The sequence below is a fragment of the Methylophilus glucosoxydans genome, from assembly GCF_042676145.1.
Classification (GTDB): domain Bacteria; phylum Pseudomonadota; class Gammaproteobacteria; order Burkholderiales; family Methylophilaceae; genus Methylophilus; species Methylophilus glucosoxydans.
On sequence record NZ_JBHTJW010000002.1, the window covers coordinates 1,423,830 to 1,448,196 of the forward strand.

Consider the following 24,367-nt stretch of genomic DNA (forward strand, 5'->3'; position numbering starts at 1 on the left):
CTCACGCAGGCGTCAGCCAGTCATAGCGGATGGGCTGCAACACTTTTTTGCCCTCGGCATCGGGCACGCAAGCGAGCAACGCGCGGGTATATGGATGCTGTGGCGCATCCAATACCTGGCTGACCGGGCCAGCTTCTACGATTTCACCTCTGAACATGACGATGACATCGTCGGCAATATCAGCGACCACACCGAAGTCATGGGTAATAAACAGCATCGCCATATTCAGCCTTTGCTTGAGTTCATCGAGCAAGCGCAGCACCTGTGCTTGCACGGTGACATCTAGTGCAGTTGTCGGCTCATCGGCAATCAGCAGGGCAGGTTGACAGGCAATGCTCATGGCTATCATGACACGCTGACGTTGCCCGCCTGAAAGTTCGTCGGGATAACTGTTGGCGCGCGTGGGATCAATGCCCACTTGCGTTAGTAATTCAGCGACTTTTTGTTTAAGTGCGGCACCTTTAAGCGCTAAATGCGTTTGCAGTGGCTCACCGATCTGAAAGCCGATGGTGAGTACCGGGTTTAACGAGGTCATGGGCTCCTGAAAAATCATGCCGATTTGTCGACCACGGATGGCTTGCATTTCTCGCTCGCTTAATTGGCTGAGATCCTGGCCTTGAAACACCACGCGGCCTTGCATGCGCAATTGCGGGGAAAGTAGCCTCATGATACTGAGCGCAGTGAGGCTTTTGCCACTCCCAGACTCACCAACGATACAAGTAGTCTTGCCACGGGCGAGGCTGAGCGAGGCCTGTTTGACCAAGTAGCGCCCTGGCGCATTTGCCGGGTAAATATTGAGGTCCTGGATATTTAAGATTTCGCTCATGTTGATAGATCAATCACCAGATTCACAAAATTACGGATTTATCGCCATGCCAGCGACCGTTGTTGATATTTACCAGCCTTGCTATTCAGACCAGTCATCATTCAAACAGAACACTGCCGCCAATCAGCCCGCATTAACGATGGAGGCGACTTGATCAAAGCTGACACGTGCTTGTTCGCCTTGACCCAGCATGGGTTTTAAGGTGAGTTCGTCAACGGCTGCTTCATCATCCCCAAAAATGCCGGCAAAGCGCGCACCACTGCGGTCGGCCTTTTTCATTTGTGATTTGAAGCTACCGCCACCGGCGTGCAAGACCACCTTGAGTCCCATGCTACGCAGTCTTTCGGCCAGCGTAAAGGCTTTTTGTGTCGCCAACTCGCCCACATTGACCAGGTAAATATCGGGTTGGTTCTGGGCGGTGACGCCATATTCCTGCATCAACAGGAATACGCGTTCCAGACCAATGCCAAAGCCGCAAGCCGGAGTCGCACTCCCACCAATACGTTCTACCAGCGTGTCGTAGCGTCCGCCGCCGGCAATGGTGCCTTGCGCGCCAAGTTTGGTGGTCACCCATTCAAAGACCGTGCGGTTGTAATAGTCCAGACCACGCACCAGTCTGTGGTTAATGGTATAAGCAATGCCAGCCTGATCAAGCAGGGTGCACAATTGGGCAAAATGCTGCTTGGATGTTTCACCCAGGCAATCCATCAGCTTGGGGGCCGCCTCACACATGGTCTGCATGCGTGGGTTTTTCGTATCCAGAATGCGCAGGGGATTGCTATGCAGACGACGTTTTGCGTCTTCATCCAGCAAGTCCATGTGTTGCTCAAAATAGGCAATCAAGGTTTGGCGATATTGCGCGCGCTCCTCGGCATCACCAATGCTATTTAACTGTAATTCAACGTCGGCAATGCCCAGCGCTTGCCACAGTCGGGCCAGCAAGACGATTTGCTCGGCATCCACATCGGGCCCTTCAAAGCCAAAGGCTTCCACGCCGATTTGGTGAAACTGGCGCTGACGGCCTTTTTGTACGTTTTCATGACGGAACATGGGGCCCATGTACCACAGGCGTTGCGGGCCATTGTAAGTGAGATTGTGTTCCACCACGGCACGTACGCAACCTGCCGTGCCTTCCGGGCGCAACGTCAGTTTGTCGCCATTGAGCTTGTCTTCCCAGGCGTACATTTCTTTTTCTACGATATCTGTATGCTCGCCTACGCTGCGCACAAACAACTCGGTCGGCTCGACCAGTGGCATGCGGATATTGTTGTAACCATACTGGCTCAAGATCCGGCGTGCCGTATCTTCAAGCTTGAACCACAAGGGCGTGGCTTCTGGCAGGATGTCGTAAAAACCTTTAATGGATTGAAATGTTTGACTCATCTTGTACGAATGGGGAAGGTGGATGGCTTATACGGCCACAATCGGGATCACGGGCGCTTTGTTTGTGCGCAATTTGCCACCTTCGGCATAATGCGTGCGCACATACTCATCCACGATCTGTTGAAACTCTTCAGCAATATGGTCGCCTTTAAGGGTGACGGTTTTTTCACCATCAACAAACACTGGCGCCACCGGCGTTTCGCCTGTGCCCGGCAGGCTAATGCCGATATTGGCTAATTTGGACTCGCCAGGGCCATTGACCACGCAGCCCATGACTGCCACATTGAGGGTTTCCACGCCGGGATATTGGCTACGCCAGATTGGCATCTGGTTGCGTAACCAGCTCTGGATTTGCATGGCCAGCTCCTGGAAATAGGTGCTGGTGGTCCGGCCGCAGCCAGGGCAGGCGGTCACCAAGGGCGTAAATGAGCGGATACCCATGGTTTGCAGGATTTCTTGGGCGACCACGACTTCTTTGGTGCGGGACTCATTCGGCTCGGGGGTCAGTGAGACGCGGATGGTGTCGCCTATGCCTTGCTGTAACAGAATCGCCAGTGCGGCAGTGGAGGCAACAATGCCCTTGGAGCCCATGCCCGCTTCAGTCAGTCCCAAATGCAGGGGATAATCACAGCGTTGCGCCAGCGCCTGATAGACCAGTACCAGATCCTGCACGTTGCTAACCTTGCAAGAAATGATGATTTGATCGGGGTTTAAGCCTAAATCGACGGCTTGCTGGGCACTTTCGAGCGCGGATTGAATCAGGGCTTCGCGCATCAATTCATCTGCCGAGAGCGGGTTGGCAGACTTGCCATTCTCATCCATCATTTGTGCCATTTTGGCTTGATCCAGGCTGCCCCAGTTCACGCCGATGCGGACGGCTTTTTTGTACTGGATGGCGGCTTCTATCATCGCCGCAAACTGTTCGTCACGCTTGCTGCCTTTGCCGACATTACCGGGGTTGATCCGATACTTGGCCAGTGCTTCGGCGCAATCCGGGTAAGCTTGCAGCAGCTTGTGGCCGTTAAAGTGAAAGTCACCCACCAGTGGCACAGAGCACCCCATGGCATCCAGGCCTTTGCGGATGGTGGCGACTTGCGCGGCAGCTTCGGCGCTGTTGACCGTGATCCTGACCACTTCAGAGCCGGCCTGCCATAAGGCATAGACCTGCGCGATGGTGGCAGCCGCATCGGCGGTATCGGTATTGGTCATGCTTTGCACGACCACAGGCGACACCTGTGTACCATATAAGCCACCGCCGACCGCAACGTGTCCGACCATGACCTGACGGGTATGTCTACGGGATATCATGATTATTTCAATTGAATACGCGCAACACGACCACGTGTGGCTTGGGTTAAATCGTAAGGCTGGTTATCAATTGTGAGCTGAGTACCGGCGGCATGCCCGACCGTGATATTGACCGGTTTGTCTGTCACTACCTGACGTTCTGAACCGGCCGGGAGTACCTCACTAAATAATTTTTTGCCTTGCATATCTTCAATGCGCACCCAGGAGTCTTCAGTCACTTTAAAGCTCAAGTTTGCCTTCTGCGGATCCACGGCTTTGAGCATGGTCGTTTCAAGCGACTGACCAGCCGCCGGTGTCGGTGTGCTAACGATGGTAGGCGTGCTGGCAACCGTATCAGCCGGGCTCGCTGGCGGCATGCCTGCGGCCGGTTGCATGGCTAGATTGGCTTCGGCGGGCGCCTCTACCGAGGCTGTACTCGCAGTATTGCCGGATTCTACGGGCGCACTGTTGCTTGCTTCGGGGGCGGTCGCAGTTGCCGGAGGCACTGGAATTTCGATTTGCTGACCCGTTGTTTCACTGATTTCTTCCACATCCAGCGCCAGTGAAGCATCTTTGAGTGTGTGCGGCTTGATATGGTTGATATAAAAATAGGCGGCAATCGCGGCTAATATCAAAAAGATCAGCAAGGTGAGCAAGCGTTGCGGACGCAAGACGCGCACCGGTTTATCAATCACCGAACGGCTGGCATTCGAGCGGACACTCAAGGGCAGCGGGGTCTTGTTAGGCACGATGCGTTGATAGGCCTCGATGATGGGCGCCACATCAATATTGAGCAAGCGTGCGTAGTTACGGATAAAGCCGCGCACAATGCTTGGTTGTGGCAACTTATCAAAGTCATCCTGCTCAATGGCCTGGATTTGCTTGACGCCCAGGCGCAATTGGCCAGACACTTCGTGGATACTCAAGCCCTGTGCCTCTCGTGCCGCTTTGAGGACATTGCCGCAGCCAGAACCATAAGCGATGGACGTGTTCACTGCTTGCTGCGGGATGCTTTCCAAGCCCATGGCGGCACCGTACTCTTCAGGCGCATCAGTAGGTGCTGGATTGAGATTGCTAGTATCGTCAGGTGTGGTATCCATTAGCGAAGCTTCTGCGGCCGCTGCTTGCGCAACCGAAACTGCTGCAGGCGTTTGCTCCAGGCTCACCGCAGTCTCTGTTGTGGGCGCCTGGCTGGCTGCCGTCTGCGTGGTGGCAGCATTCTTGGGCCGACGGCCACGTCTGGGTTTTTCTGCCGGTGCAGGATTGACGTTGGTGGTATCTTCTGACGTCACGTGCATTTACTCCGTTTTCAGCAATTGTTTGGTTTCATTGGCATTCGGGAACAGTTTGTGCAGTTGCACACTGTAATAATTTGCATCATCGGCCAATTGTAAGGACCGGCAAATTCGGACTGCCAAAAAGAGGGACTCTGGTGTCGGGGCAACGTTCACACTATTTTGCACGGTGTTGAGTGCCAGTTGTGCCTCGCCGCGTGCAAATTGCAGGTTGGCCAATTGATAAGCACTGGCGTGGGCCAATGGGTCCACTTGCAGTGCCTGATAAAAGTACTGCTCAGCCTGTGTTTTTTGCTGGGCACGCAAGGCACAGACGCCGGCGTTATACAGCGCAATTTGCGGTGTTTTATACAACGGATTCTTCACCGCCAGCAAAAATTCTTTTTGTGAGGCATCGTATTGGCCTTGGTCGCACAAAAAACGGCCATAGTTGTTGTGTGACTCCGAGTTAGCTGGTTGCAGTTGAATCGCCCGCTTGAATGCGGCTTCTGCCCGTGCTTTTTCACCGAGGGCCGCATAGACCAGGCCTAAACCGTTGTAGGCCAGGGCATAGGTCGCGCTGCGTTCAAGCGCGGTATTAAACTCTTCAAGCGCCACATCGTAGCGTTTGAGACGGAAATATTCCGCGCCAAGTTCAGTATGCACGCGGGCAGATTCCATATCGCCGCTTTCGCGTCCGATAGGCTGCTGGTCATAAGGTTGAGCTTGAGCGTTGGAAGAAGGGTTTTGCGCACACCCTGACAGCCACAGTAACAAGGTCACTGCAGAGATGACCACGAAAGGCTTATACAAGGGGGCTGTCATCACTTACTGTTCCGGGTGTATCGCTATGGTTTTCTCGGTGCGGCGGGTTTTATCGAGCACTTTGCCTGCCAGTTGTCCGCAGGCCGCATCAATGTCGTCTCCGCGGGTTTTACGCACGGTGACCACAAAGCCTGCCTGCATTAACATATCACGAAACGCACGCACCTGCATGGGCTTGGACGTTCCGTAACCACTGTTAGGGAACGGGTTGAATGGGATCAGGTTAAATTTGCACGGAACATCGCGCACGATATTCATCAGTTGCTTGGCGTGTTCCAGGGTGTCATTGACGCCGTCCAGCATGACATATTCAAACGTCACGAAATCACGTGGTGCTTTGACTAGGTAGCGCTCGCAAGCGGCCATCAAATCTTTAATTGGATATTTTTTATTAATTGGGACGATCTCATCACGTAGCGCATCATTCGGCGCATGCAACGACACCGCCAAGGCGACGGGGCAATCTTCCTTGAGTCTGTCCATCGCTGGCACCATGCCGCTGGTCGACAAGGTGACGCGGCGGCGACTTAAGCCATAAGCGCTGTCATCCAGCATGATTTGCATGGCCGTGACGACGTTGTCATAGTTGGCCAGTGGCTCACCCATGCCCATCATCACCACGTTGGAGATAATGCGCTCACCGGGTGGCAGCAAGTCATAGCCAGGCGCCTGGCGCAGGGCGTGATTGGCAATCCATAGTTGGCCGATAATTTCGGAGACGTTAAGATTGCGGTTGAAGCCCTGGCGACCGGTGCTGCAGAATGTGCATTCGAGTGCACAGCCTACCTGGCTGGAGATACACAGCGTACCGCGGTCATCTTCAGGGATAAAGACGGTTTCCACACTGTTAGACGTGCCGTCTCTTAAGTTATTAGTGCCGATCAGCCATTTGCGGGTGCCATCATCTGACACTTGTTCCAACTGCACGTCTGGCAGCGCAAATTCGGTTTCCTGACGCAGTTTTTCGCGCAGAGTTTTGGCAATATCGGTCATCTGGTCGAGGTCAAGCACCCCGAAATGATGCATCCAGCGCATCAATTGTTTGGCGCGGAAAGGCTTCTCGCCGAGACTGGTGAAGTACTCGGCGAGTTGCGATTGGTTAAAATTCAGTAAGTTAACCAAGTGTATTCCTATGTTCGGTATCAATGTGATCGTCTTTAAGTGACGAAGTGTGAGATTAACCGAAGAAGTATTTGATTTCGATGGCCGCATTTTCCAAAGAGTCGGAACCGTGCACGGCGTTAGCATCAATGCTTTCAGCGAAGTCAGCACGAATGGTGCCAGGGGCTGCGTCTTTAGGGTTAGTTGCACCCATCAGTTCACGGTTTTTCAAAACCGCGTTTTCGCCTTCCAAAGCCTGGATCATCACTGGACCAGAGATCATGAATTTAACCAGGTCGTTGAAGAAAGGACGCTCTTTGTGCACAGCGTAGAAGCCTTCAGCTTCAGCTTGAGTCAGGTGGGTCATTTTAGCTGCAACAATTTTCAAACCGGCGTTTTCAAAACGGGTGTAGATTTGACCAATCACGTTTTTTGCAACGGCGTCTGGTTTGATGATGCTGAGTGTACGCTCTAAAGCCATGAGAACTCCAAATAAAGTAATGAACAAGAAAAACAAACGACTATTCTACTATTTTTACTGTGATTGATAAACCTTAGATACGGATGACAGGCTTTTATTGCGTTAAATAGCAGGCATTCATTGCTTTATTTTTTTTATCTATTGTCAGCAGATGTTTTATGATGTGATGGTTTCCCACGGTCAGGTGGATATTCAGGATTGAATACATAAAGATCAAAACGAGAGACTATAAAGCCATGACAAATCAACAAAACAGTATGCATGCATGCCCGGCTTGTGGCTTGCTATGTGACGACATTTCGGGGGAGGCCATTGCCAAACAGCAGTTTTCGTGTGGCAAAGCCGCAAAGTTCTATGCTCGAACGAGTAATGGTGCGCAACCTCGGGTGGCGGGGCAACCCGTGTCGCTGACCCAGGCCGTACATACCGCCGTCGAACTGCTCAAGCAAGCCAAAACGCCATTGATCGCCGGCAGCAGTACCGATGTCCACGGTGCGCGTGCTCTGGTCAGCCTTTCGCATCACACGCATGCGTCGATGACGCATCTCAATGCCAGCAGCACGCTGCGCAACATGCAGGTATTACAGCATCGCGGCTGGCAGACCACCACCTTGACCGAAGTACGCAACCGCGCAGATGTGATCCTGATGATAGGCACTGATGTGGTGAGCCACAATACCCGTTTTTTCGAGCGCGTGGTGTGGGTGCCTGAGGCCATGTTTACCGAGTCTGCTGCCCGCAAGATCATCTACCTGGGCGGCGATGAGCTGAATACCAAGCCTGGCGTCTCTCCCGATGGACGCGCGCCTGAAGTGATCCCTTGTGCAAGCGAACAATTGCCGGAAGTGGTTGCCACGCTGCGTGCGTTGGTCATGGACAAGCCTGTGACGGTGGACAAGGTGGCCGGCGTCGATGTGAGCCGTTTGAGAACCGTGGCTGAGACCCTGAAGGCAGCCAAGTACGCCACCTTGGTGTGGGTGTCCAAAGACCTGCACTATGCGCATGCCGAATTAACCATTGAAAATATCACTGAAACCGTGGTCGCCTTGAACCAGAAGAGCCGCGCCATGGGTTTGTCGCTTGGCGGCAGTGATGGCGATACCAGCGTCAACTACGCACATACCTGGCTCAATGGCGTGATTATTGATACGCCAGACTGGGAAAGCCATGACGCGGTGGTATGGGTGAATAGTTACAGCCCGGATGCGATGCCGCCTGCAGGCACTAAACCCGTGATTGTGCTCGGTGCTGCTGACAGCCAATTTGAAGAGACGCCAGCAGTGTTTATCCCCGTTGCGACGCCAGGGCTGGACTGCAATGGCCAGCAATTCCGTGTCGATGGCTCGGTTACCTTGCCGCTCAGCGCAGCCAAGCCTTCTGACCTGCCCACCTTGTCACAAGTGATCGCCATGATAGAAACAGAACTTAAAGGAGTGGCGGCATGATTACCGTACTCAAGAACGCTAAAGTGATTGACCCCGCGCACGGCAAGGATGGTGTGGTGCAGGATATTTATATCCGCGATGGCCGCATTATTGCCAAACCGGCCGACAGTGAAAAAATTGCGCAGGTGTTCGACCTGAATGGCAAGATCGTGATGGCCGGGGCGATTGATATGCATAGCCATATCGGTGGCGGCAAGGTCAATATTGCGCGCATGCTGTTGCCTGAATACCAAGCCATGCGCAAGCTGGAGGAGCCTGAAGCTCACATCTGCGGCGCCAACTGCAGCCACCATGCGACACCGAATACCACCGATACCGGCATGCGCTATATCGAGATGGGCTATACCGCTGCCTTTGAGCCGGCCGTGCTCGCCGTCAATGCGCGTCAGGCGCATATGGAAATGGGTGACACGCCGATGATTGATAAAGGCGGCTACGCCATGCTGGGTAACGATGATTACCTGCTGCGTTTGCTGAGCCAGAATGCTGACCAGAAAACCATTAATGACTATGTGGCGTGGACTCTGCATGCGACGCAAACCATAGGCATTAAAGTGGTCAATCCGGGCGGCATTTCCGCGTTTAAATTCAATGAGCGCCGCCAGGACCTCGATCAACTGCACAGTTATTACAACATCACGCCGCGCCGCATTTTGCAGGCTTTGAGCCGTGCCGTAAATGAGATAGGTATTGCCAAACCTTTGCATGTGCACTGTAATAACCTGGGCGTGGCTGGTAACTTTCAGACCACGCTGGATACCATGGGCGCCAGCGATGGCATCCCCATGCATTTGACCCATATCCAGTTTCACAGTTATGGCACCGAGGGTGACAAGAAATTTTCTTCTGCCGCCGCCAATATCGCCGAAGCGATCAACAACAACAAACACATCACTGCGGATGTCGGCCAGATTCTGTTTGGACAGACCGTGACCGCGTCTGGCGACAACATGATGCAGCACTTAAACGCCAAAGTGGCCAACCCGAAAAAATCGGTGATCATGGACATTGAATGCGACGCAGGTTGTGGCGTGGTGCCGTTCAAATACCGCGACCAGAACTATGTCAACGCCTTGCAATGGGCGATTGGCCTCGAGGTATTCCTCAGTGTGGATGACCCCTGGCGCATTTTCCTGACTACAGATCACCCGAACGGTGCGCCGTTTACCAGCTATCCGCATTTGATCCGTTTGCTCATGGATAAAACCTTCCGTAATGATGCGTTTGACAAGCTCAACCTCGATGCGCAAGCCATGAGTAACCTGAAATCATTGGAGCGCGAATATAACTTGTATGAAATCGCCACTATGACCCGCTCAGCCCCGGCCAAGTTGATTGGCCTGCACGACCGTGGCCATTTGGGCGTGGGCGCTGCGGCTGATATTACCGTCTATACCGATCAGGCTGACAAGGAGGCGATGTTCGCCAAGCCAGACCTGGTGTTTAAAGACGGCGAGCTGGTAGTGAAAGAGGGCAAAGTGGTCAAGGTGGTGTGGGGCGCAACACATACCGCCAAACCAGCCTTTGATCTGGGTGTGGAGAAAGACATCAAGCAGTATTTTGACCGTTACCACACCATGCAAATGCACAACTTTAAAATTTCGGATGACCAGATTGCGGAAGATGGCCGCAACCATGTCATTAACCATAGCCAGGGGTGAATATGCAGTTAAATGGCGTAGACATAGACGATACCTTTGCTGAAGCATTTAATATGCGCGGCACGCGTATCCTGATTACCGCGCAAAATTTGCGCTGGGCATATAACGCCGCCAATGCCATGACGGGTTTTGCCACCAGTGTGATTGGCTGTGGCGTCGAGGCGGGCATAGAGCGGGAGTTGTCCGAGGATGAAACCCCGGACGGCCGTCCGGGCGTTAGTGTGCTCATGTTTGCCATGGGCAGCAAAGTGCTGATGCAACAGCTCGAAACGCGCATGGGCCAATGTATTCTCACTTGCCCCACCGCAGCGGCCTTTGCCGGGATTGAGTCAGAAGACATGATTAGTCTCGGTAAACATTTGCGCTTTTTTGGCGATGGTTATCAGGTGTCCAAACAAATCCCCGATGCCACGGGCAAGCTTAAGCGCTACTGGCGTATTCCGGTGATGGATGGCGAGTTTTTAACCGAAGAAACCACAGGCATGGTACGTGCCATTGGCGGCGGTAACTTTCTGGTCTTGGGGGCCAGTCAGGCACAAGTGCTGACGGCCTGTGAAGCCGCCATTGATGCCATGCGCAAACTGCCCAATGTGATTATGCCTTTCCCGGGCGGGGTGGTGCGCTCTGGTTCCAAGGTGGGCAGCAAGTACCCCAAAATGTTTGCCAGTACCAACGATGCATTCTGCCCAACCCTTAAAGGCGTGGTTAAGAGCGAGCTCGATCCACGGGTAGAAAGCGTGATGGAAATTGTGGTCAATGGCCTGACTTTTGAAGATATTGCTGTTTCGATGAAAGCTGGGATTGAAGCGGCCTGTAGCCTGGGTAAAGAAAATGGCATCTTGCGTATTTCTGCCGGTAACTACGGCGGCAAGCTGGGCCAGCATCACTTTAAACTGCGTCCAATTTTAAGCGGGGAGGTGACCGCATGAGCCATATCGTATTAACCGCCAAGCCACTCTCGCGCACGGTCGATTGCCGTGCCTTATTGCCGCTGGCCTTGCAAGGCAAAACTGAGACCGAAATCGGCACCATCAAACTGGCCGCCAATTTGTCTGTTGCCGACGCGTTTGATGTGAGCGTGGACACAGCCACAGAGGCAACTAAGCTGACTTTCAAAAACACAACTTCTTCGCACCAATACATCGGCTTCGGCATGACGGCTGGCCAGCTGGTAGTCGAGGGGAGTGCGGGTGACTTTTTAGGGGCGCAACTGCAAAACGGGATTCTCATTTGCAAAGGCAACGCTGGCGCACGTGTAGGCGACCGTATGCGTCGCGGTATGCTGTTGATTGAAGGTAATGCCGGTGACTATTGCGGCTCGGACATGATGGCGGGGACGCTGGGCGTACTGGGCAGCACAGGTGTCTATCTGGGTTACGGCATGAAACGCGGGACTTTATTATTGGCACAATCGCCAGCGCCGCAGGCGACCTGGATAGACTGTGGTTTGCACAAACTGCCTTTCCTCAATATTCTGTATAAATCCTTCAAGCTGCTAGATAGCCGCTTTGCGCAGATCAGCAGCCAGCGCGTACAACGCTGGATGGGCGATATGGGCGGCCTGGGCAAGGCTGAAATCCTGGTCATCCAGTCTTAGCTGCCAGATTTAGCGATTCGAGATTAACGGGCCCGGTGCCCGTTTTTCTTTTTGCATCAGTAGCTTACAGTGGTAAAATCGCGCTTTTGAAATTAAAGCTGTCTTCACATGAGTCAATACCTCACCGCTGCCCTCTACAAATTTGTCACGCTGGATAATTACAAAGACCTGCAACAACCGATTTTAGAGACCTGCCAGCAACATCACATTAAAGGGACCTTGCTGCTGGCGCATGAGGGCATTAATGGCACCATTGCCGGGAAACCGGAAGATATCCGGGCCGTGCTCAGCTATTTACGCCAGGACCCACGTTTGGCTGATCTGGAACATAAAGAATCCTGGGCCGATTCTCACCCGTTTTACCGCATGAAGGTCAAGCTCAAAAAAGAGATCGTCACCATGGGCGTGCCTGAGGTAGATCCGAATTTAGTGGTAGGCACCTATGTAAAACCCGAAGACTGGAACGCCATTATTTCTGATCCCGACGTGATCGTGCTCGATACCCGCAATGATTATGAAGTACACATTGGGACTTTTAAAGGTGCGGTAGATCCTAAAACCACCACTTTCCGCGAGTTTCCCAAATACGTAGCCGAGAACCTGGATAAAACCAAGCACAAAAAAGTCGCCATGTTCTGTACCGGTGGCATTCGCTGCGAAAAAGCCTCTTCTTTCATGAAGCAACAAGGGTTTGAAGAGGTGTATCACCTGCAAGGCGGCATCCTTAAATATCTGGAAACCGTGCCCAAAGAGCAAAGCCTGTGGGAAGGCGAGTGTTTTGTCTTTGACCAGCGCGTGGCGGTCAAGCATGGCCTGGAAGTAGGGGATCATGACCAGTGTTATGCCTGCCGCATGCCACTCACTGCAGAAGAAATGCAAAGTGAGCAATATGAAGCCGGTATTTCTTGCCCTTATTGCTACGACAAATTGACCGCAGAAAAGAAAGAGTCTTTGCGTGAGCGTCAAAAGCAGGTGAAGCTGGCCAGATTGCGCGGCCAAAATCACATCGGCGACAGTCAATAACCCTTTGATCAGCGCGCTTGCACTGATGGCGTAAAATTAGTAGTGTTAGAAAAAATTTAATTTTATGAATTGACATAAAAGCAAATTGACATGTCATTCATCTATGCTCTTTGCCTAGGGGGGTGTGATGAAATGCCCAGTAATACTTGCTAATGAACCGCAAAGGTTGCAAGCGCTATTTGACCATGGCCTGCATCAGCCAGAAGTCATTGCCAATCTGGAGCCGGTGGTGGACATTGCAGCGCGCATGTTCCGCATGCCAATTGCGGCCGTCAATATGATAGGTAGCGACCATGTGTTCTTCGCCGCCGCCGTCGGCGCTGGCGAAATGGATATGCGCCGTGATGTTTCATTTTGTGCCCATGCTATCAACGAAAACCAGGTCATGGTCGTCCCAGACGCCTTGCTGGATGAGCGCTTCCATGACAATCCGCTGGTCACGGGTGAGGCGAATATTCGTTTTTATGCTGGGGTCAGGTTGCTTTCACCAGAAGGCCTGGCCTTAGGCGCCCTGTGTATTGTCGACCACCAACCTCATTTTGATTTTTCTTTAGAAGACCAGGCCAGATTGAGGGCGCTGGCGCAAATGGTATCTGACCGGCTTGAATTACGCCGCATTGAAATTTCAGCCAGCCGTACCCGGCCAAACTTTGAAGAATATGCGGCGCATGCTGCGACCCCTATCGTCTGGTTTAATGCCGCCAAGCAGATCATTGCCTGGAATCAGGCCGCGGCCAATATGTTTGGTTACCGTCTCATCGAGGGTGAGGGCCGCCCACTGCAAACATTGTTTTCCAGCTCGGATGCTGCGCTTTTACAAGAGAAAATAGACACCATATTGCAGTCTCGGTCACTAGACCGTGTGGCGAGTTCGTGTGAGCTCACAGGGCTTCATAAAGAGGGGACGAGCTTTCTGGTCAATCTATCGTTATTTTCCTGGCAAGCTGAAGGCCAGCTGCAATTCGAAGCAGTGCTCAAGCCCGTGCCAGCCACTGCAGCCACGCTGCAAGCAGAAAGCAAGCAGTCGTTGCTCGATACACTCACCGGCCTGTATAACCGGGTCCGCTTTTACCGTTTTGTTGAAGAAACACTCAGCCAGCCACATGCTGCCGCGGTGTTTATGATAGATCTGGATGGTTTTAAAGATATCAATAACACCATGGGGGGGACCGTTGGCGATGCCGTATTGAGAGAAATCGCGCAACGGTTATTACGGATTGTCCCTGCGCATGGTCTGGTGGCGCGTATGGGTGGGGATGAGTTTGCGGTCGTCGTGCCCGGCCTGCAAGTGCCAACTGATGCCACTCAGTTTGCGCAGCAACTGATTGATGGCATTGAGCAACCGATGCAAATGCAAGGCCAGTCTGTGAGGGTGATTGCCAGTTGCGGAGTTGCGCTTTCGCCCTTGCATACGCTTGAAGCCTTAGAGTTAGTCAGCAATGCCGACCTTGCTTTATTCAAAGCCAAGGCACAAGGACGTGGCCGCGCCTGTTTGTTTGTGCCTGAGTTGCGCCAGGCCGCGGTATCGCGCCGCCAACATGCACTTGAATTGCATCGTGCTGTCGATGAAGGCGAGTTTTTGTTGTATTACCAGCCTCAAGTGAACCTGCAAACTGGCCTTATCACTGGCGCCGAGGCCTTGATCCGCTGGAATCATCCACTGCGCGGTCTTCTGCCACCTATTACTTTTTTATCCGCACTAGAGAGCGGGCCACTGGCCGCCACGGTGGGCAGCTGGGTACTTGATGAAGCCTGTAGCCAGTTGGCATTTTGGCGCCGCCAAGGTGCTGAGCATTTGCAGGTAGGGGTGAATTTATTTAGCGCGCAGTTTCATACCGGCGAGTTGGTCGATGAGGTCATGCTGGTGTTGGCAAAACATGGCCTACCCGCGCAAGCGCTGGAACTCGAAATTACCGAAAATATCGCGCTGGATCAAGATGAGATTGTGCTAGCCACGCTACGCAAACTCAAGCAGCACGGCGTCGGTATTGCCTTTGACGATTTTGGGACCGGTTACGCCTCGCTCAGCCTGCTCAAGACTTATCCCCTCACTCGCATTAAAATCGATCGCACCTTTGTCAATGGTATGCTGCAACACAAAGAAGACGACTCTGTGGTGTGCGCTACCCTGGATATTGCCCATGGCTTTGATTTACAGTCGATTGCCGAAGGCATAGAAACGGCAGAACAATATCAATACCTTAAAAGCAAACAATGCGAAGAAGGGCAGGGGTATTTGTTTGGCAAACCCATGCCTGCGGATCAATTTTCCCAATTAATCGGCTGTGAAAATCTCTCGATGATAAAGCAAACGCCTTAGCGGGACTTGATTACACAATTGGTTTGATCACATCAAGCGGACTGGACACACCGCTCCCGCCAGTGTTGACCAGTTGCGCATAGACTTTGGTGTTTGCCTCATTGGCATGACCCAATAAGCGCTGCACGGTCTGCAAGTCGTGGCCACCTTCCAGCAAGTGTGTGGCAAAGCTGTGCCTAAGTGTATTCGGCGTCACGGTTTTTTTAATGCCTAATTGCTTGGCCACATTTTTCACCGCCCGCTGTATTGGTTTTTCATCCGCATGGTGGCGGTAAACTCCGCCTGATTGCTGCGCAACCGATAAGCGGCTGGAGGGAAACACATATTGCCACTGCCAATCCTTACCCGCATTGGGGTAGCGTTTAGCCAACCCCTCAGGCATCCAGACTTCCCCTAAACCTTTACTCAAATCCTCGGCATGTAATGCCTCAATAGACGCCAAATGTGTTTTTAAAGGATGCACCAACGTTCCTGGCAATAATGTCGTACGGTTTTTATAACCCTGCGGGTCGCGCACCAAAATTTCTAGCCGATCAAAATCAATATCCGCCACCCGCAAGCGCAAGCACTCCATCACCCGCAAGCCGCTACCGTATAGCAAGCTCACCATCAACCACATCGTCCCCTCTAATCCAGAAAGCACGGCCTGTACCTCCTGCTTGCTCAATACCACAGGCAACTCTTTCTTTGCCGGGAGCTTGGTCAAGTTTTCAAGTTTGGGGAGATTCCGCTCCAACACCTCATCATACAAAAACAGCAGGGCGCTTTTCGCCTGACTTTGAGTGCTAGCCGCCACCTTTTTCTCTACCGCCAGATGGTTCAAAAACGCCTCAATTTCAGCCGTGCCCATGTCTCTGGGGTGGCGCTTGTCATGAAACAAAATAAAGCGTTTAATCCACTGTATATAAGCTTCTTCGGTGCGGTTGCTGTAATTTTGTGAACGTAATCGCTCTACGATTAAAGGAAACAACTTTGGAGCCGGTTTTACCTCAGGTGTGTTTTCCATACTGCGATCCTTTTTTCAAGGTGTTATAAAAAACAACTAATAATTGATTTAATTATAATAAATTATTTCATTAATTTTATGGCTCCGTCCTGAATAAAAATTTAGGTTCGTTTTGGGGTCTAATTAACGTTAGCCGTCTAGGAGCGTGCGCAATGGGTTGGCTCATGAATAAAATCAATAGCTGGTCATCGGACAAGCAGCGCGAAGAGATGGCACATTTTGTCGAAATGCTTCGCGCAATGGATGGGCCAGAGCTTGGACATGTTGTCGCCATCGCTACCCACATGCGTCGCGCACTTGAATCTGAAGGTCACAACGTAATGGATCCGATAATTTATACTGGGCAAAACGTCGGTTTCCCGCTATTTCTATCGCGAACTATTGCCGAAGCCCAGAAACAGGGTCGAATGCAAGACGCAGCCGCACTCTTGGTATGGCTGCACACCGCCCGAGCTGGCGTACGTCTAGAACTTCGCCCCCTTGCACGAGAGATGTGGCGTCAACTCGAGCGCGGTTTTCCGCACGTCAATGAATCAGCCTTGGGGTTCGAGAGGACAGTTGGCTCAGTACTCAATACCCAAGTCGCCTCTCAATTTCCCAGTGGCTTCACGCCAGACCCAATATGACTGCTAATCCGGCGCTCAACCTCGCTCCCTTCGGTCGCTGGACGCTGCGCGATAAAGCCGCGCAGTGCTGGTTAGCTCTATGTTAGACGGCAAAACCAATGTTTATCCTTGAAGCCATATTAGCTGTTCTGCTTTTCTCGGTTTTATGGACTGTATTTGCTTCACCATTTCTTGCCATTAGTTTTTTTATTGCTAAATATATGCGCAAAAAACTACTATCTTCTGGTGTTTACGTTTTGGGTTTATCTTTATTAACCTCAATAGTAGTTGCACCAGTTCCTACTCCAATCATTACTTTTTTCGTTCCTCTTATCTCGCTGCTTTTTAAACCAGTTCCATACAATCAATTCTTTGCTCCAATTTGGCACTTTGCAGCAGTATCATTTACTCTTAGTTGGTTTGTAAGTTTCGTTGTTTTATCACGTTACTTAAAACCGTCTAACCCATCATTCAAGCGGGATTGGCAAAAGCCAGCCCCTTAATTCAAACTACAAGGGCTTCCCCATTTTAAGCAATAGCTATCTGCAATGTTTTTGTGTGTTTTAAGTTTTTCAACGCATAAGTACCTTTTGCTGTAGCCAGTGTTAAGCAAGAAGGTGAAGGACTGCGGTACTACAACCGGGCATATTGGGCATGATTGGCCCGGACCCCTGGTGAAAGACGCGCGTCGGGGCCTCATTCGTTAGTCGGGTATATCAGCTCCCCTAGAGTTAATCAGGCTCCCCGGCGCGGGCTCAACCCGCTACACATCAAGGCCTGGCAGTTCAGCTGCGATTCTGAACAGCTCCCCGTTTGCTCTATTAATTAAAAATTAGTAAAGTCCCTTACAATCACTTGTGAAACCAACACAACAATTATTGAGCACCTAAATATGAATCTGCCCGTAAAAACAAAACAATATATCGCCTTTGTCTCATTTTCTTTTTGGATCATGGCAATTTCAGGCTGCACTTCCCAGTCTTGGTATGAGGGTGTCAAGCGTGGCGCTGAGAACAATTGCCGCAATCAACCCCCGAGTGAGGTTGACCGTTGTTTAGAGAATTTGAACAAGAAAACCTATGAAGAGTATGAAAAAGAGCGCTCAAATCAAAAGTAGCTGGCTTTTTGCGGCGCTCCGTTTAGGCCCTGTCTAAGGGCACCCAGGGTACACGTTAGAATCCAGACTTCTTTCCAAGACGTTATGCAGCTGTTCGTCAATTTGATGCGCCGGTTGGTAATGTGGCCGTTTCGGAGGAGAGATTTTTCAGCCATTGCCAATATCGGGTCTCAAGAGTTTGACTGTGTTTTGCCCCAGCTTGAGCAGATGGGGTGGAAAGTTTATGCGCGTTACGGTGGCTTTGATGCGGGCATTGATTACGACTGCATCCGCTTAAAACGCGCTGGCATAAAGCTTAAATGTGAGTGGGATCCCTGTGATGAATGGCGCATTGAGGGGCCGGTAGAGGTTATTGCAGCAATAGCAAGTCAGTTTGATCTTGTCGCAACATCTGAGTGAGGCTTGGCAATATGCAATCAGGTTTCAGCAAAAGTCATCAACTAGTGGCTGCGGATCGCGCCAGAGTATGAGGGGCGTATGGCGGTTTCAACATTTCAAGCGATCAAATTGGCGATTGTGAGTGTCACGGGCCTTTCAAAAGACGCATTGCATATTTACGTTGGGTTGGTGGTATTTTTTGCTGCGATGCGCATTTTTCGTAGGCAGGGGCATTGTTTTATGCCCTTACTCGCTGTGTTTATCGTGGCCTGCTGCGGTGAAGTGCTGGATATGCGGGATGACCTGCATAGCTTGGGATATTGGCGCTGGAATGCCAGTTTGCATGATGTGATTAATACGCTCTTTTGGCCTTTTGTGATTGCTGTGTTAATGCGCAAAAGTTGGTTATTTAAACCGTAACCTTAGCCTGAAACTTACGTGGGTGTGGTCGTGAGTTCGGGAAATCCATGCTGGACGGGTGCAAGTATAGCCTTTACCATGAGCATCAATGTATTGCGTTAAGGCAGAAAGGATACACGTGGCCATTCAGTTTTTACCCATTCTTAAAGCCGTTGCGCCATATCTGGCACAGGTGGCAACGGCTGCCATTCCGGCATTTACCGCCAAGCCTGAGGCGGAAAAGGTTGATCCTGTATTGACCAAGCAGATTGAGGAGTTGCAGACAGCGACTTTGCAGAATGCCGAGTCTATTCACTTGCTGGCAGAAAAAATGCAGCAGGCGATCCTCGCTCTGGAAGACGCCGCTGAGGAGGCCAGAACACAGGTAACGACATACAAGACCATGTTGTTTTTGTCGTTGGGGTTATCTGCGACAACAACCATCGCGATGATCTATTTACTGGTTAGATAGCGAAAGGGGCTGAGATGTCAACTCTCCAGGTCACTGAAATCAAGGCGTTTGTGCCTAGCAAAGACTTTGCGTTATCCAAGCAGTTTTATCTTGATTTAGGCTTCAAGATGGCCTCGGAGGGTGGCGGGGTGGCTTATTTCCACTTTGAGCATGTGAGTTTTTTGTTGCAGGATTTTTGTGCAGAAAATCTGGCTGAAAACTTTATGATGCATTTGCTGGTCCCGGATGTGGATGCCTGGTGGCAGCAGATTGAGCAAACGGGTATCGTGCAAAAATATGGTGTCAAGCTCTGGCCGATACAGTTGCAGCCATGGGGGATGCGCGATTTTTGTCTGACAGATCCTTCTGGCGTGTTGTGGCGCATCGGCCAGAATGTGGATTAGGTCGCTTTAAGTTTATATAGGACGGGGAGGGTGTAAATGACGGGCGATTGGTTTTTCTGGGCGGCGCTGTCGGCCTGTTTTGCCGCCTTAACGGCAATTTTTGCCAAGGTCGGTATTCAGGGCATAGACTCAGACTTTGCAACATTGATTCGTACCGTGCTGATTACGCTGGTGCTGGCGCCCTTTGTCTGGCTGGCCGGTAAGTGGAGTAATCCCTTGAGTTTGCCGGGACGTGCCTGGCTGTTTTTGAGCTTGTCAGCGTTGGCGACGGGCGCTTCCTGGCTGTGTTACTTCCGTGCCCTGCAATTGGGTGATGCGTCGAAAGTGGCACCGGTGGATAAATTCAGTCTGGTGCTGGTTGCGCTATTTGCCTGTCTGTTTTTGGGTGAGCGCTTGTCTTTGCGCGAGTGGTTGGGCTTGGCACTGGTTGCCGCAGGCGTGTTGCTGCTGGCCTTGAAGCGTTAGTTTTACCCAGGGCTGATAGCCCCAAATGGCTATTGCTTGCGCTGTGAATTTATTGATAAATGCATGCGGTGATCACGGCGAATGAAGCTTTTTTATGCTTGATGACGTGATGCCTAGCCAACAAACCAGCGTTGAAAGTATTCAGCATGCCATCTTCACTGTCCTTTTACCGTGCTTTTGCCGTCACCCTGGCCTTGTGGCTGGCTGGATGTTGTACGCCAAAGCCGACCAGCATTACCCAGCCTATCCCCCTCAAATCTGCCGCGGAATCTAGCGTGGCTTTGCATGTCATTGGCGTTTACCAAGGCACATTGCCACCAGAGGCAGACCAGCGACCCTGGTGGGCGCAATGTCAGGCAGCCAGGGCGGCAGCGGGCAAGTTGGGGCCACTTGTGCCAGGTGAATGCGATGCGTTTTTACTGGCGGGTCGAGATCAGCGCATAGTCACTGTAAATATCACTGACGATAGCAAACCCATGATTCTCGGCCTGATGGCTTATGAGCCTGTCACCTGGCATATTCAGCTGGCGCCGGGCGTGGTGATTCAGAAAGTCATCCTGGGGGCTTATCACACGCAACGTATCGTCGGGCTGGATGAGGTGCAGGTGGACGTATACAGCTATGACAATATTGCTTGTCCGCGCTGCACTCAAAAAGGGCACGCGCTTTATTCCTACGAACATGTCCCACTGGAAATGGAGTTAGTGGCAGGCATGCGGGCGACTTCGTTTCAGGGCAATTATACGGGCGGCACTTACCAGATTTTTAAAGGCATGCAGTAGTCTATCCGTGCAGCCCACTTTACAATGCTGGCTTTAAGTATTTGGGATTGGGTGACGCTGTGTTGCGAGGCTTAATTTACGGGTTAACCATTTTGCATTTAGGTCCAGGCTTTGCCTTTGCCGTGGTTGCATTTGGGTGCGATGCGTCTTTTGCCGCCTTGCAAGGGGTTTGCCAGCAGGACGCATTTGCCGCCTTTATTCAGCTCACCTTGATCGCTTGGGGCGTACTGATCGCCGGACTCTTGCTTAAAATTTATATCACAAATTACTTTAATAAAAATAAATAATATATTGTTTAAAAATAACTTTTAATTTTATTTTTAAACTTTTTTAGCAAAGGCTACTCGAAAAAATAAACTAATAGGGAGCCTTCATTGCATTATTCACTCACAAGCGCGAGCCGTGCCTCGCGCGTATCTTTGATTCATGTTGTCTTTGTTTTGTTGTTGTCCGGGTGGTTGGGCCAGGTGCAGGCAGAGGATGCGACAGTGCCCAAGTTATTGCTCTCCGGCAGTGATGCTGCCCAAGCCGACAAAGAGGCAAAGCAGGAGCCGGAGACACCAAAGATTGTGTCCGTGTTTGGGACGCAAGCCCTCAAAGAGTATAAATTACCATTTGAGGATCAATACCCGACTGGCCCGTTTGAGCGCCTGGATAAAAAACTATTCCTGTTTATCAGCAAGTGTGGCGAGGTTTATTTTGTTCGCCAGAATGAAACCATGGAGCTTGTGAAGCCGGGCAAGCCGCTGGCGAAGTTTATTCCGGGTGAAGAAACTTCTGCCGATGAAAGTAGCAGTAAATCGCTGGTGTATTGCCGTGAACTGTCGGGTGTCAAGGATTCATTACTGGTGGGTAAGACCCTGTATGTGGCTTATACCGCCTGGGATCAGGCCAATAACGGCGTACGACTGGCTGTCAGCGAATTTGAGGTCGACGTAGAGAACAGCGAAGTCAGTTTTAACCGCGAAATTTATATTAGCCGGCCGGCGATGAAAGAGCCGATACTCGGACATCAGGTGGGTGGCAAACTGGCGCTGGGCGAAAACGAGCGGACCTTGTACCTGAGCATAGGCGATTTTTCCAAACCGGACCGTGTGCAGGACAAGACCACCTCGGTTGGCAAAGTGATTCGTATAGACTTGCAGCGCTTGAATGCAGAGGTGTATGCCAGTGGTTTCCGCTCCCCCTCTGGCGGCTTGTATTTTGACCGCGACAGCAATGAGTTATGGTTGACGGATCATGGCCCCAGGGGCGGCGACGAAATCAACCTGATCAAACGCGGCAAAAATTATGGCTGGCCGATTGTCAGTTATGGCACTATTTACGAGCGCGACGGTATGAGTGGCTATTATGGCAACAAGTTTAACAGCCACGAAGGCTATGAAAAACCGGCCATGACGTTTGTACCTTCCATCGGCATCGGCCCGCTAGTGAAGTATCCGGCCACTGGCCGCAATGATTTTTGGGACCATGATTTGTTTGTGGCTGGCATGGGTAATACTACGCTGTATCGCGTGCGCAAGGAGGGCACGACCCTGGTGTATGCCGAACCTGTGTTAAGTGGATACCGGATTCGTGCCATCCAAATTGACCAGAATGGGACGTTTTATCTTAAAACCGACCACAATCAATTACTGATTTCCGAGCAGGAGCCGCCTGAGTCCAAATAGCACGGACCAGGGAAACCAGGAGGGGCAAAATGATAGCGGTGACGAGCTATAAACATCGTGGGTGCTATGCAGTGGATGGTGAGGTGAGCGCATGTTCAAATCAGCGCTCATGATTACGGCCATGATAGGTGCCCTGTTGGCAGTTGGCTTTGAGCTATATGCTGCGCGCGGATTTGCTTTTTTGGAAAGCGCGAGCGGTTTGCTGATCACTTTATGGACGATAATCCCTTATCTGACGCTGCATGCAGGCTATTATTTTTTTGAGCATCCGCGCATACAAAAACAATGGTTGAGCTTTAGCGTGATTGAAGTGGCTGTCGTCGCCTGGCTATATTTCCAGACTGTGGTCATGTATCCCGATGCGCAGGGCGGCCTGATTTTCCTGTTTTTGCCCGTCTGGCAGGGGACACTAAATATGCTGGTTGGCATGCTGCTGTACTGGCGTCAATCGCGCTTAAATCGGCTCCCTTAACCCGGTATCTTTTCATTCTTTGCGCAATTTCCTGCCCTATGCCTAAATTTATCGTGGATTGTTTGCGCTATCTGTGGGCCGCACCTAATACCGTACTTGGATTGCTCTTTGCCAGCCTGCTCATGCTGACGGGCGCGCGAATGCAACAAGTGGAGGGCGTGTTGGAAGTCTCTGGCGGTTGGCTGGCCAGCCGCTTGGCCCGGTATAGCGGCTTTGCTGCGATAACATTCGGTCACGTGGTGCTTGGCTATTCCGCGCATGCTTTGCAGCAGTTGCGCGTACATGAGCATACGCATGTGCGGCAAGCTGAATGCTGGGGCCTGTTTTTTATTCCGGCCTATTTGCTGGCTGGACTGTGGCAGCTGTTACGCGGACGCCATGTCTATCACGATCATCCGTTTGAAAAGGCAGCCGTGGCCGCTGAATGCCGTCACTTTAAGCGCTTGCCGCAGGCGGTGATCACGAATGGGCAATAAAAAACGCCAGCAGACTGGCGTTTTTTTAGAGGATGGAAGGCGCTTAATACAAGCTTTCCCAGAATTTCCACCAGACTTTTTCTTCTTCCTGAACCTTACCGGCAATCATAGGATTATCAGGATAGTTGGTTTTTAAAACACGCAGCGCTTCATTTTTCAGATCTGTCATGTCCATGGCATCGTAAGCACTGATCTCCATGACCAGCGCATCTTCGATGGCGCTGGAATTGGGATAGGTCTCAAGCACATAGCGAGCACGGTTGAGTGCGGCCACATAGGCTTTGCGTTGCATGTAATAACGCGCGACATGCATTTCGTGCAGTGCCAGTGTGTTGACCAGGTAAATCATGCGCTGGGTGGCGTCGTTTTTATAGCGGCTGGTAGGGAACCGTTCAACCAGTTCTTTAAAAGCGTTAAACGAAATACGCAGAGTTTTGGGGTCGCGGTCGTTAATTTCTTGCTTGGTATATTTTTCAATGACGCCGCGCTCGTTAAAGGTGGCCAGGCCCTTGAGATAGTAGGCGTAATCGAGGTTGGGGTGATTAGGGTGGAGCTTGATAAAGCGGTCTATCGCAGACAGGCAAAGAATCGGTTCTGATTTTTTGTAGTAGGCATAAGCAACTTCGAGTTGGGACTGTGTCGCATACGCACCATGCGGATAACGTGCCTCCAGCTTCTGGAAGTACTCAATCGCCTTGTCATAGTTACGGTCAACCATTTTTTCCTGGCCCGTGGCATAAAGGCGTTGTTCGCTCCAGCCTTTGGTTTCGTCAGGGGGATTCGGATTGCCGAAAATGGCACAGGCACTCAAGGCCAGCGCGCCGATCAAAATAAAAGCACGCGTGAACAGGGTGTTAAGCGGTAAAATGCGAAGCATGTTGATTTATGTTGTTTTATCAAGGGAACTCAAAGCATTATA

At 51.5% G+C, this 24,367-nt stretch carries 28 protein-coding genes; 19 read left to right on the forward strand and 9 right to left on the reverse strand.

The features are described 5' to 3' along the window. Window position 1: 1 nt before the first annotated feature. The 7 genes from ACFQ1T_RS09475 to ndk form a co-directional block, all read right to left on the reverse strand. Window positions 2–826, reverse strand: a complete 825-nt coding sequence (locus ACFQ1T_RS09475; protein WP_379075954.1) for an ATP-binding cassette domain-containing protein — start codon at window positions 824–826, stop codon at window positions 2–4. A gap of 123 nt (window positions 827–949) precedes the next feature. Then, window positions 950–2,209, reverse strand: a complete 1,260-nt coding sequence (gene hisS, locus ACFQ1T_RS09480) for a histidine--tRNA ligase (protein ID WP_379075957.1) — start codon at window positions 2,207–2,209, stop codon at window positions 950–952. Window positions 2,210–2,236: 27 nt separating this feature from the next. After that, window positions 2,237–3,517, reverse strand: coding sequence for a flavodoxin-dependent (E)-4-hydroxy-3-methylbut-2-enyl-diphosphate synthase (gene ispG / locus ACFQ1T_RS09485; protein WP_379075960.1), 1,281 nt, complete (start codon window positions 3,515–3,517; stop codon window positions 2,237–2,239). Window positions 3,518–3,519: 2 nt separating this feature from the next. After that, the gene (locus tag ACFQ1T_RS09490; RefSeq protein ID WP_379075963.1) at window positions 3,520–4,794 is read right to left on the reverse strand and encodes a helix-turn-helix domain-containing protein; all 1,275 of its coding nucleotides are present in this window, start codon (window positions 4,792–4,794) and stop codon (window positions 3,520–3,522) included. After that, window positions 4,795–5,595 carry a type IV pilus biogenesis/stability protein PilW gene (pilW, locus tag ACFQ1T_RS09495; protein WP_275356379.1) on the reverse strand — a complete coding sequence of 267 codons (801 nt, stop codon included), beginning with the start codon at window positions 5,593–5,595 and terminating at the stop codon, window positions 4,795–4,797. Window positions 5,596–5,598: 3 nt separating this feature from the next. Continuing rightward, window positions 5,599–6,717 carry a 23S rRNA (adenine(2503)-C(2))-methyltransferase RlmN gene (gene rlmN / locus ACFQ1T_RS09500; protein WP_194747785.1) on the reverse strand — a complete coding sequence of 373 codons (1,119 nt, stop codon included), beginning with the start codon at window positions 6,715–6,717 and terminating at the stop codon, window positions 5,599–5,601. Window positions 6,718–6,772: 55 nt separating this feature from the next. After that, complete coding sequence (gene ndk, locus ACFQ1T_RS09505; protein ID WP_194748437.1) at window positions 6,773–7,177, reverse strand: nucleoside-diphosphate kinase; 405 nt, start codon at window positions 7,175–7,177, stop codon at window positions 6,773–6,775. Window positions 7,178–7,413: 236 nt separating this feature from the next. Here ndk and ACFQ1T_RS09510 point away from each other — a divergent pair, with 236 nt between their 5' ends. The 6 genes from ACFQ1T_RS09510 to ACFQ1T_RS09535 all read left to right on the forward strand — a co-directional run bounded on the left by ACFQ1T_RS09510 (window position 7,414) and on the right by ACFQ1T_RS09535 (window position 15,223). Continuing rightward, a complete protein-coding gene (locus ACFQ1T_RS09510) occupies window positions 7,414–8,622 on the forward strand; it encodes a formylmethanofuran dehydrogenase (RefSeq protein WP_379075968.1) in 1,209 nt (402 codons plus the stop codon). Next, a complete protein-coding gene (locus tag ACFQ1T_RS09515; RefSeq protein ID WP_379075971.1) occupies window positions 8,619–10,283 on the forward strand; it encodes a formylmethanofuran dehydrogenase subunit A in 1,665 nt (554 codons plus the stop codon). Before ACFQ1T_RS09510 ends, ACFQ1T_RS09515 begins: the two co-directional genes overlap by 4 nt. A 2-nt stretch (window positions 10,284–10,285) precedes the next feature. Then, window positions 10,286–11,212: a formylmethanofuran--tetrahydromethanopterin N-formyltransferase gene (gene fhcD / locus ACFQ1T_RS09520; RefSeq protein ID WP_338654361.1), complete on the forward strand. Its 927-nt coding sequence runs from the start codon at window positions 10,286–10,288 to the stop codon at window positions 11,210–11,212. After that, window positions 11,209–11,880 (forward strand): GltB/FmdC/FwdC-like GXGXG domain-containing protein, encoded by a 672-nt coding sequence (locus ACFQ1T_RS09525; RefSeq protein ID WP_379075974.1) that lies wholly within the window; start codon window positions 11,209–11,211, stop codon window positions 11,878–11,880. Before fhcD ends, ACFQ1T_RS09525 begins: the two co-directional genes overlap by 4 nt. 108 nt (window positions 11,881–11,988) lie before the next feature. After that, complete coding sequence (trhO, locus tag ACFQ1T_RS09530; RefSeq protein ID WP_379075977.1) at window positions 11,989–12,903, forward strand: oxygen-dependent tRNA uridine(34) hydroxylase TrhO; 915 nt, start codon at window positions 11,989–11,991, stop codon at window positions 12,901–12,903. A gap of 127 nt (window positions 12,904–13,030) precedes the next feature. Beyond that, on the forward strand, window positions 13,031–15,223 hold the full coding sequence (locus ACFQ1T_RS09535) for a putative bifunctional diguanylate cyclase/phosphodiesterase (RefSeq protein ID WP_379075980.1): 2,193 nt from the start codon (window positions 13,031–13,033) through the stop codon (window positions 15,221–15,223). A 10-nt stretch (window positions 15,224–15,233) separates the two neighbouring features. On the opposite strand, the gene ACFQ1T_RS09540 is transcribed toward ACFQ1T_RS09535, so the two are convergent. Next, window positions 15,234–16,229 carry an integron integrase gene (locus tag ACFQ1T_RS09540; RefSeq protein WP_379075983.1) on the reverse strand — a complete coding sequence of 332 codons (996 nt, stop codon included), beginning with the start codon at window positions 16,227–16,229 and terminating at the stop codon, window positions 15,234–15,236. 164 nt (window positions 16,230–16,393) lie between these two features. On the opposite strand from ACFQ1T_RS09540, the gene ACFQ1T_RS09545 reads away from it, so the two are divergent. The 13 genes from ACFQ1T_RS09545 to ACFQ1T_RS09605 all read left to right on the forward strand — a co-directional run bounded on the left by ACFQ1T_RS09545 (window position 16,394) and on the right by ACFQ1T_RS09605 (window position 23,448). Further along, window positions 16,394–16,855 carry a hypothetical protein gene (locus tag ACFQ1T_RS09545; RefSeq protein ID WP_379075986.1) on the forward strand — a complete coding sequence of 154 codons (462 nt, stop codon included), beginning with the start codon at window positions 16,394–16,396 and terminating at the stop codon, window positions 16,853–16,855. 98 nt (window positions 16,856–16,953) lie between these two features. Continuing rightward, on the forward strand, window positions 16,954–17,337 hold the full coding sequence (locus ACFQ1T_RS09550) for a hypothetical protein (protein WP_379075989.1): 384 nt from the start codon (window positions 16,954–16,956) through the stop codon (window positions 17,335–17,337). Window positions 17,338–17,726: 389 nt separating this feature from the next. Further along, on the forward strand, window positions 17,727–17,951 hold the full coding sequence (locus ACFQ1T_RS09555) for a hypothetical protein (protein WP_275355452.1): 225 nt from the start codon (window positions 17,727–17,729) through the stop codon (window positions 17,949–17,951). An 84-nt stretch (window positions 17,952–18,035) separates the two neighbouring features. Beyond that, window positions 18,036–18,350, forward strand: coding sequence for a hypothetical protein (locus tag ACFQ1T_RS09560; protein ID WP_379075992.1), 315 nt, complete (start codon window positions 18,036–18,038; stop codon window positions 18,348–18,350). A 78-nt stretch (window positions 18,351–18,428) separates the two neighbouring features. Further along, window positions 18,429–18,749 carry a hypothetical protein gene (locus ACFQ1T_RS09565; protein ID WP_379075995.1) on the forward strand — a complete coding sequence of 107 codons (321 nt, stop codon included), beginning with the start codon at window positions 18,429–18,431 and terminating at the stop codon, window positions 18,747–18,749. A 118-nt stretch (window positions 18,750–18,867) separates the two neighbouring features. Further along, complete coding sequence (locus ACFQ1T_RS09570) at window positions 18,868–19,200, forward strand: hypothetical protein (RefSeq protein ID WP_194747769.1); 333 nt, start codon at window positions 18,868–18,870, stop codon at window positions 19,198–19,200. A gap of 14 nt (window positions 19,201–19,214) precedes the next feature. Further along, a complete protein-coding gene (locus ACFQ1T_RS09575; RefSeq protein WP_379076000.1) occupies window positions 19,215–19,583 on the forward strand; it encodes a VOC family protein in 369 nt (122 codons plus the stop codon). A gap of 36 nt (window positions 19,584–19,619) precedes the next feature. After that, window positions 19,620–20,048, forward strand: a complete 429-nt coding sequence (locus ACFQ1T_RS09580; RefSeq protein ID WP_194747765.1) for an EamA family transporter — start codon at window positions 19,620–19,622, stop codon at window positions 20,046–20,048. Between the two features lie 146 nt (window positions 20,049–20,194). Next, entirely contained in the window at window positions 20,195–20,830 is a 636-nt protein-coding gene (locus ACFQ1T_RS09585) for a hypothetical protein (protein WP_379076003.1), read from the forward strand. 59 nt (window positions 20,831–20,889) lie between these two features. After that, on the forward strand, window positions 20,890–21,117 hold the full coding sequence (locus ACFQ1T_RS09590) for a hypothetical protein (protein ID WP_275355444.1): 228 nt from the start codon (window positions 20,890–20,892) through the stop codon (window positions 21,115–21,117). Between the two features lie 159 nt (window positions 21,118–21,276). Continuing rightward, complete coding sequence (locus tag ACFQ1T_RS09595; protein ID WP_228518735.1) at window positions 21,277–22,500, forward strand: PQQ-dependent sugar dehydrogenase; 1,224 nt, start codon at window positions 21,277–21,279, stop codon at window positions 22,498–22,500. 91 nt (window positions 22,501–22,591) lie between these two features. Beyond that, window positions 22,592–22,972 carry a hypothetical protein gene (locus tag ACFQ1T_RS09600; protein ID WP_379076006.1) on the forward strand — a complete coding sequence of 127 codons (381 nt, stop codon included), beginning with the start codon at window positions 22,592–22,594 and terminating at the stop codon, window positions 22,970–22,972. Between the two features lie 38 nt (window positions 22,973–23,010). Continuing rightward, window positions 23,011–23,448: a hypothetical protein gene (locus tag ACFQ1T_RS09605; protein WP_379076009.1), complete on the forward strand. Its 438-nt coding sequence runs from the start codon at window positions 23,011–23,013 to the stop codon at window positions 23,446–23,448. A gap of 43 nt (window positions 23,449–23,491) precedes the next feature. On the opposite strand, the gene ACFQ1T_RS09610 is transcribed toward ACFQ1T_RS09605, so the two are convergent. Next, window positions 23,492–24,325 carry an outer membrane protein assembly factor BamD gene (locus ACFQ1T_RS09610; protein ID WP_338654338.1) on the reverse strand — a complete coding sequence of 278 codons (834 nt, stop codon included), beginning with the start codon at window positions 24,323–24,325 and terminating at the stop codon, window positions 23,492–23,494. Between the last annotated feature and the right edge of the window lie 42 nt (window positions 24,326–24,367).

What these genes read in the sequence shown, in the direction of transcription:
- ACFQ1T_RS09475 (WP_379075954.1), bottom strand. Translation starts at nt 826, where the DNA reads ATGAGCGAAATCTTAAATATCCAGGACCTCAATATTTACCCGGCAAAT.
- hisS (WP_379075957.1), bottom strand. Translation starts at nt 2,209, where the DNA reads ATGAGTCAAACATTTCAATCCATTAAAGGTTTTTACGACATCCTGCCA.
- ispG (WP_379075960.1), bottom strand. Translation starts at nt 3,517, where the DNA reads ATGATATCCCGTAGACATACCCGTCAGGTCATGGTCGGACACGTTGCG.
- ACFQ1T_RS09490 (WP_379075963.1), bottom strand. Translation starts at nt 4,794, where the DNA reads ATGCACGTGACGTCAGAAGATACCACCAACGTCAATCCTGCACCGGCA.
- pilW (WP_275356379.1), bottom strand. Translation starts at nt 5,595, where the DNA reads ATGACAGCCCCCTTGTATAAGCCTTTCGTGGTCATCTCTGCAGTGACC.
- ndk (WP_194748437.1), bottom strand. Translation starts at nt 7,177, where the DNA reads ATGGCTTTAGAGCGTACACTCAGCATCATCAAACCAGACGCCGTTGCA.
- ACFQ1T_RS09510 (WP_379075968.1), top strand. Translation starts at nt 7,414, where the DNA reads ATGACAAATCAACAAAACAGTATGCATGCATGCCCGGCTTGTGGCTTG.
- ACFQ1T_RS09515 (WP_379075971.1), top strand. Translation starts at nt 8,619, where the DNA reads ATGATTACCGTACTCAAGAACGCTAAAGTGATTGACCCCGCGCACGGC.
- fhcD (WP_338654361.1), top strand. Translation starts at nt 10,286, where the DNA reads ATGCAGTTAAATGGCGTAGACATAGACGATACCTTTGCTGAAGCATTT.
- ACFQ1T_RS09525 (WP_379075974.1), top strand. Translation starts at nt 11,209, where the DNA reads ATGAGCCATATCGTATTAACCGCCAAGCCACTCTCGCGCACGGTCGAT.
- trhO (WP_379075977.1), top strand. Translation starts at nt 11,989, where the DNA reads ATGAGTCAATACCTCACCGCTGCCCTCTACAAATTTGTCACGCTGGAT.
- ACFQ1T_RS09535 (WP_379075980.1), top strand. Translation starts at nt 13,031, where the DNA reads ATGAAATGCCCAGTAATACTTGCTAATGAACCGCAAAGGTTGCAAGCG.
- ACFQ1T_RS09540 (WP_379075983.1), bottom strand. Translation starts at nt 16,229, where the DNA reads ATGGAAAACACACCTGAGGTAAAACCGGCTCCAAAGTTGTTTCCTTTA.
- ACFQ1T_RS09545 (WP_379075986.1), top strand. Translation starts at nt 16,394, where the DNA reads ATGAATAAAATCAATAGCTGGTCATCGGACAAGCAGCGCGAAGAGATG.
- ACFQ1T_RS09550 (WP_379075989.1), top strand. Translation starts at nt 16,954, where the DNA reads ATGTTTATCCTTGAAGCCATATTAGCTGTTCTGCTTTTCTCGGTTTTA.
- ACFQ1T_RS09555 (WP_275355452.1), top strand. Translation starts at nt 17,727, where the DNA reads ATGAATCTGCCCGTAAAAACAAAACAATATATCGCCTTTGTCTCATTT.
- ACFQ1T_RS09560 (WP_379075992.1), top strand. Translation starts at nt 18,036, where the DNA reads ATGCAGCTGTTCGTCAATTTGATGCGCCGGTTGGTAATGTGGCCGTTT.
- ACFQ1T_RS09565 (WP_379075995.1), top strand. Translation starts at nt 18,429, where the DNA reads ATGGCGGTTTCAACATTTCAAGCGATCAAATTGGCGATTGTGAGTGTC.
- ACFQ1T_RS09575 (WP_379076000.1), top strand. Translation starts at nt 19,215, where the DNA reads ATGTCAACTCTCCAGGTCACTGAAATCAAGGCGTTTGTGCCTAGCAAA.
- ACFQ1T_RS09580 (WP_194747765.1), top strand. Translation starts at nt 19,620, where the DNA reads ATGACGGGCGATTGGTTTTTCTGGGCGGCGCTGTCGGCCTGTTTTGCC.
- ACFQ1T_RS09585 (WP_379076003.1), top strand. Translation starts at nt 20,195, where the DNA reads ATGCCATCTTCACTGTCCTTTTACCGTGCTTTTGCCGTCACCCTGGCC.
- ACFQ1T_RS09600 (WP_379076006.1), top strand. Translation starts at nt 22,592, where the DNA reads ATGTTCAAATCAGCGCTCATGATTACGGCCATGATAGGTGCCCTGTTG.
- ACFQ1T_RS09605 (WP_379076009.1), top strand. Translation starts at nt 23,011, where the DNA reads ATGCCTAAATTTATCGTGGATTGTTTGCGCTATCTGTGGGCCGCACCT.
- ACFQ1T_RS09610 (WP_338654338.1), bottom strand. Translation starts at nt 24,325, where the DNA reads ATGCTTCGCATTTTACCGCTTAACACCCTGTTCACGCGTGCTTTTATT.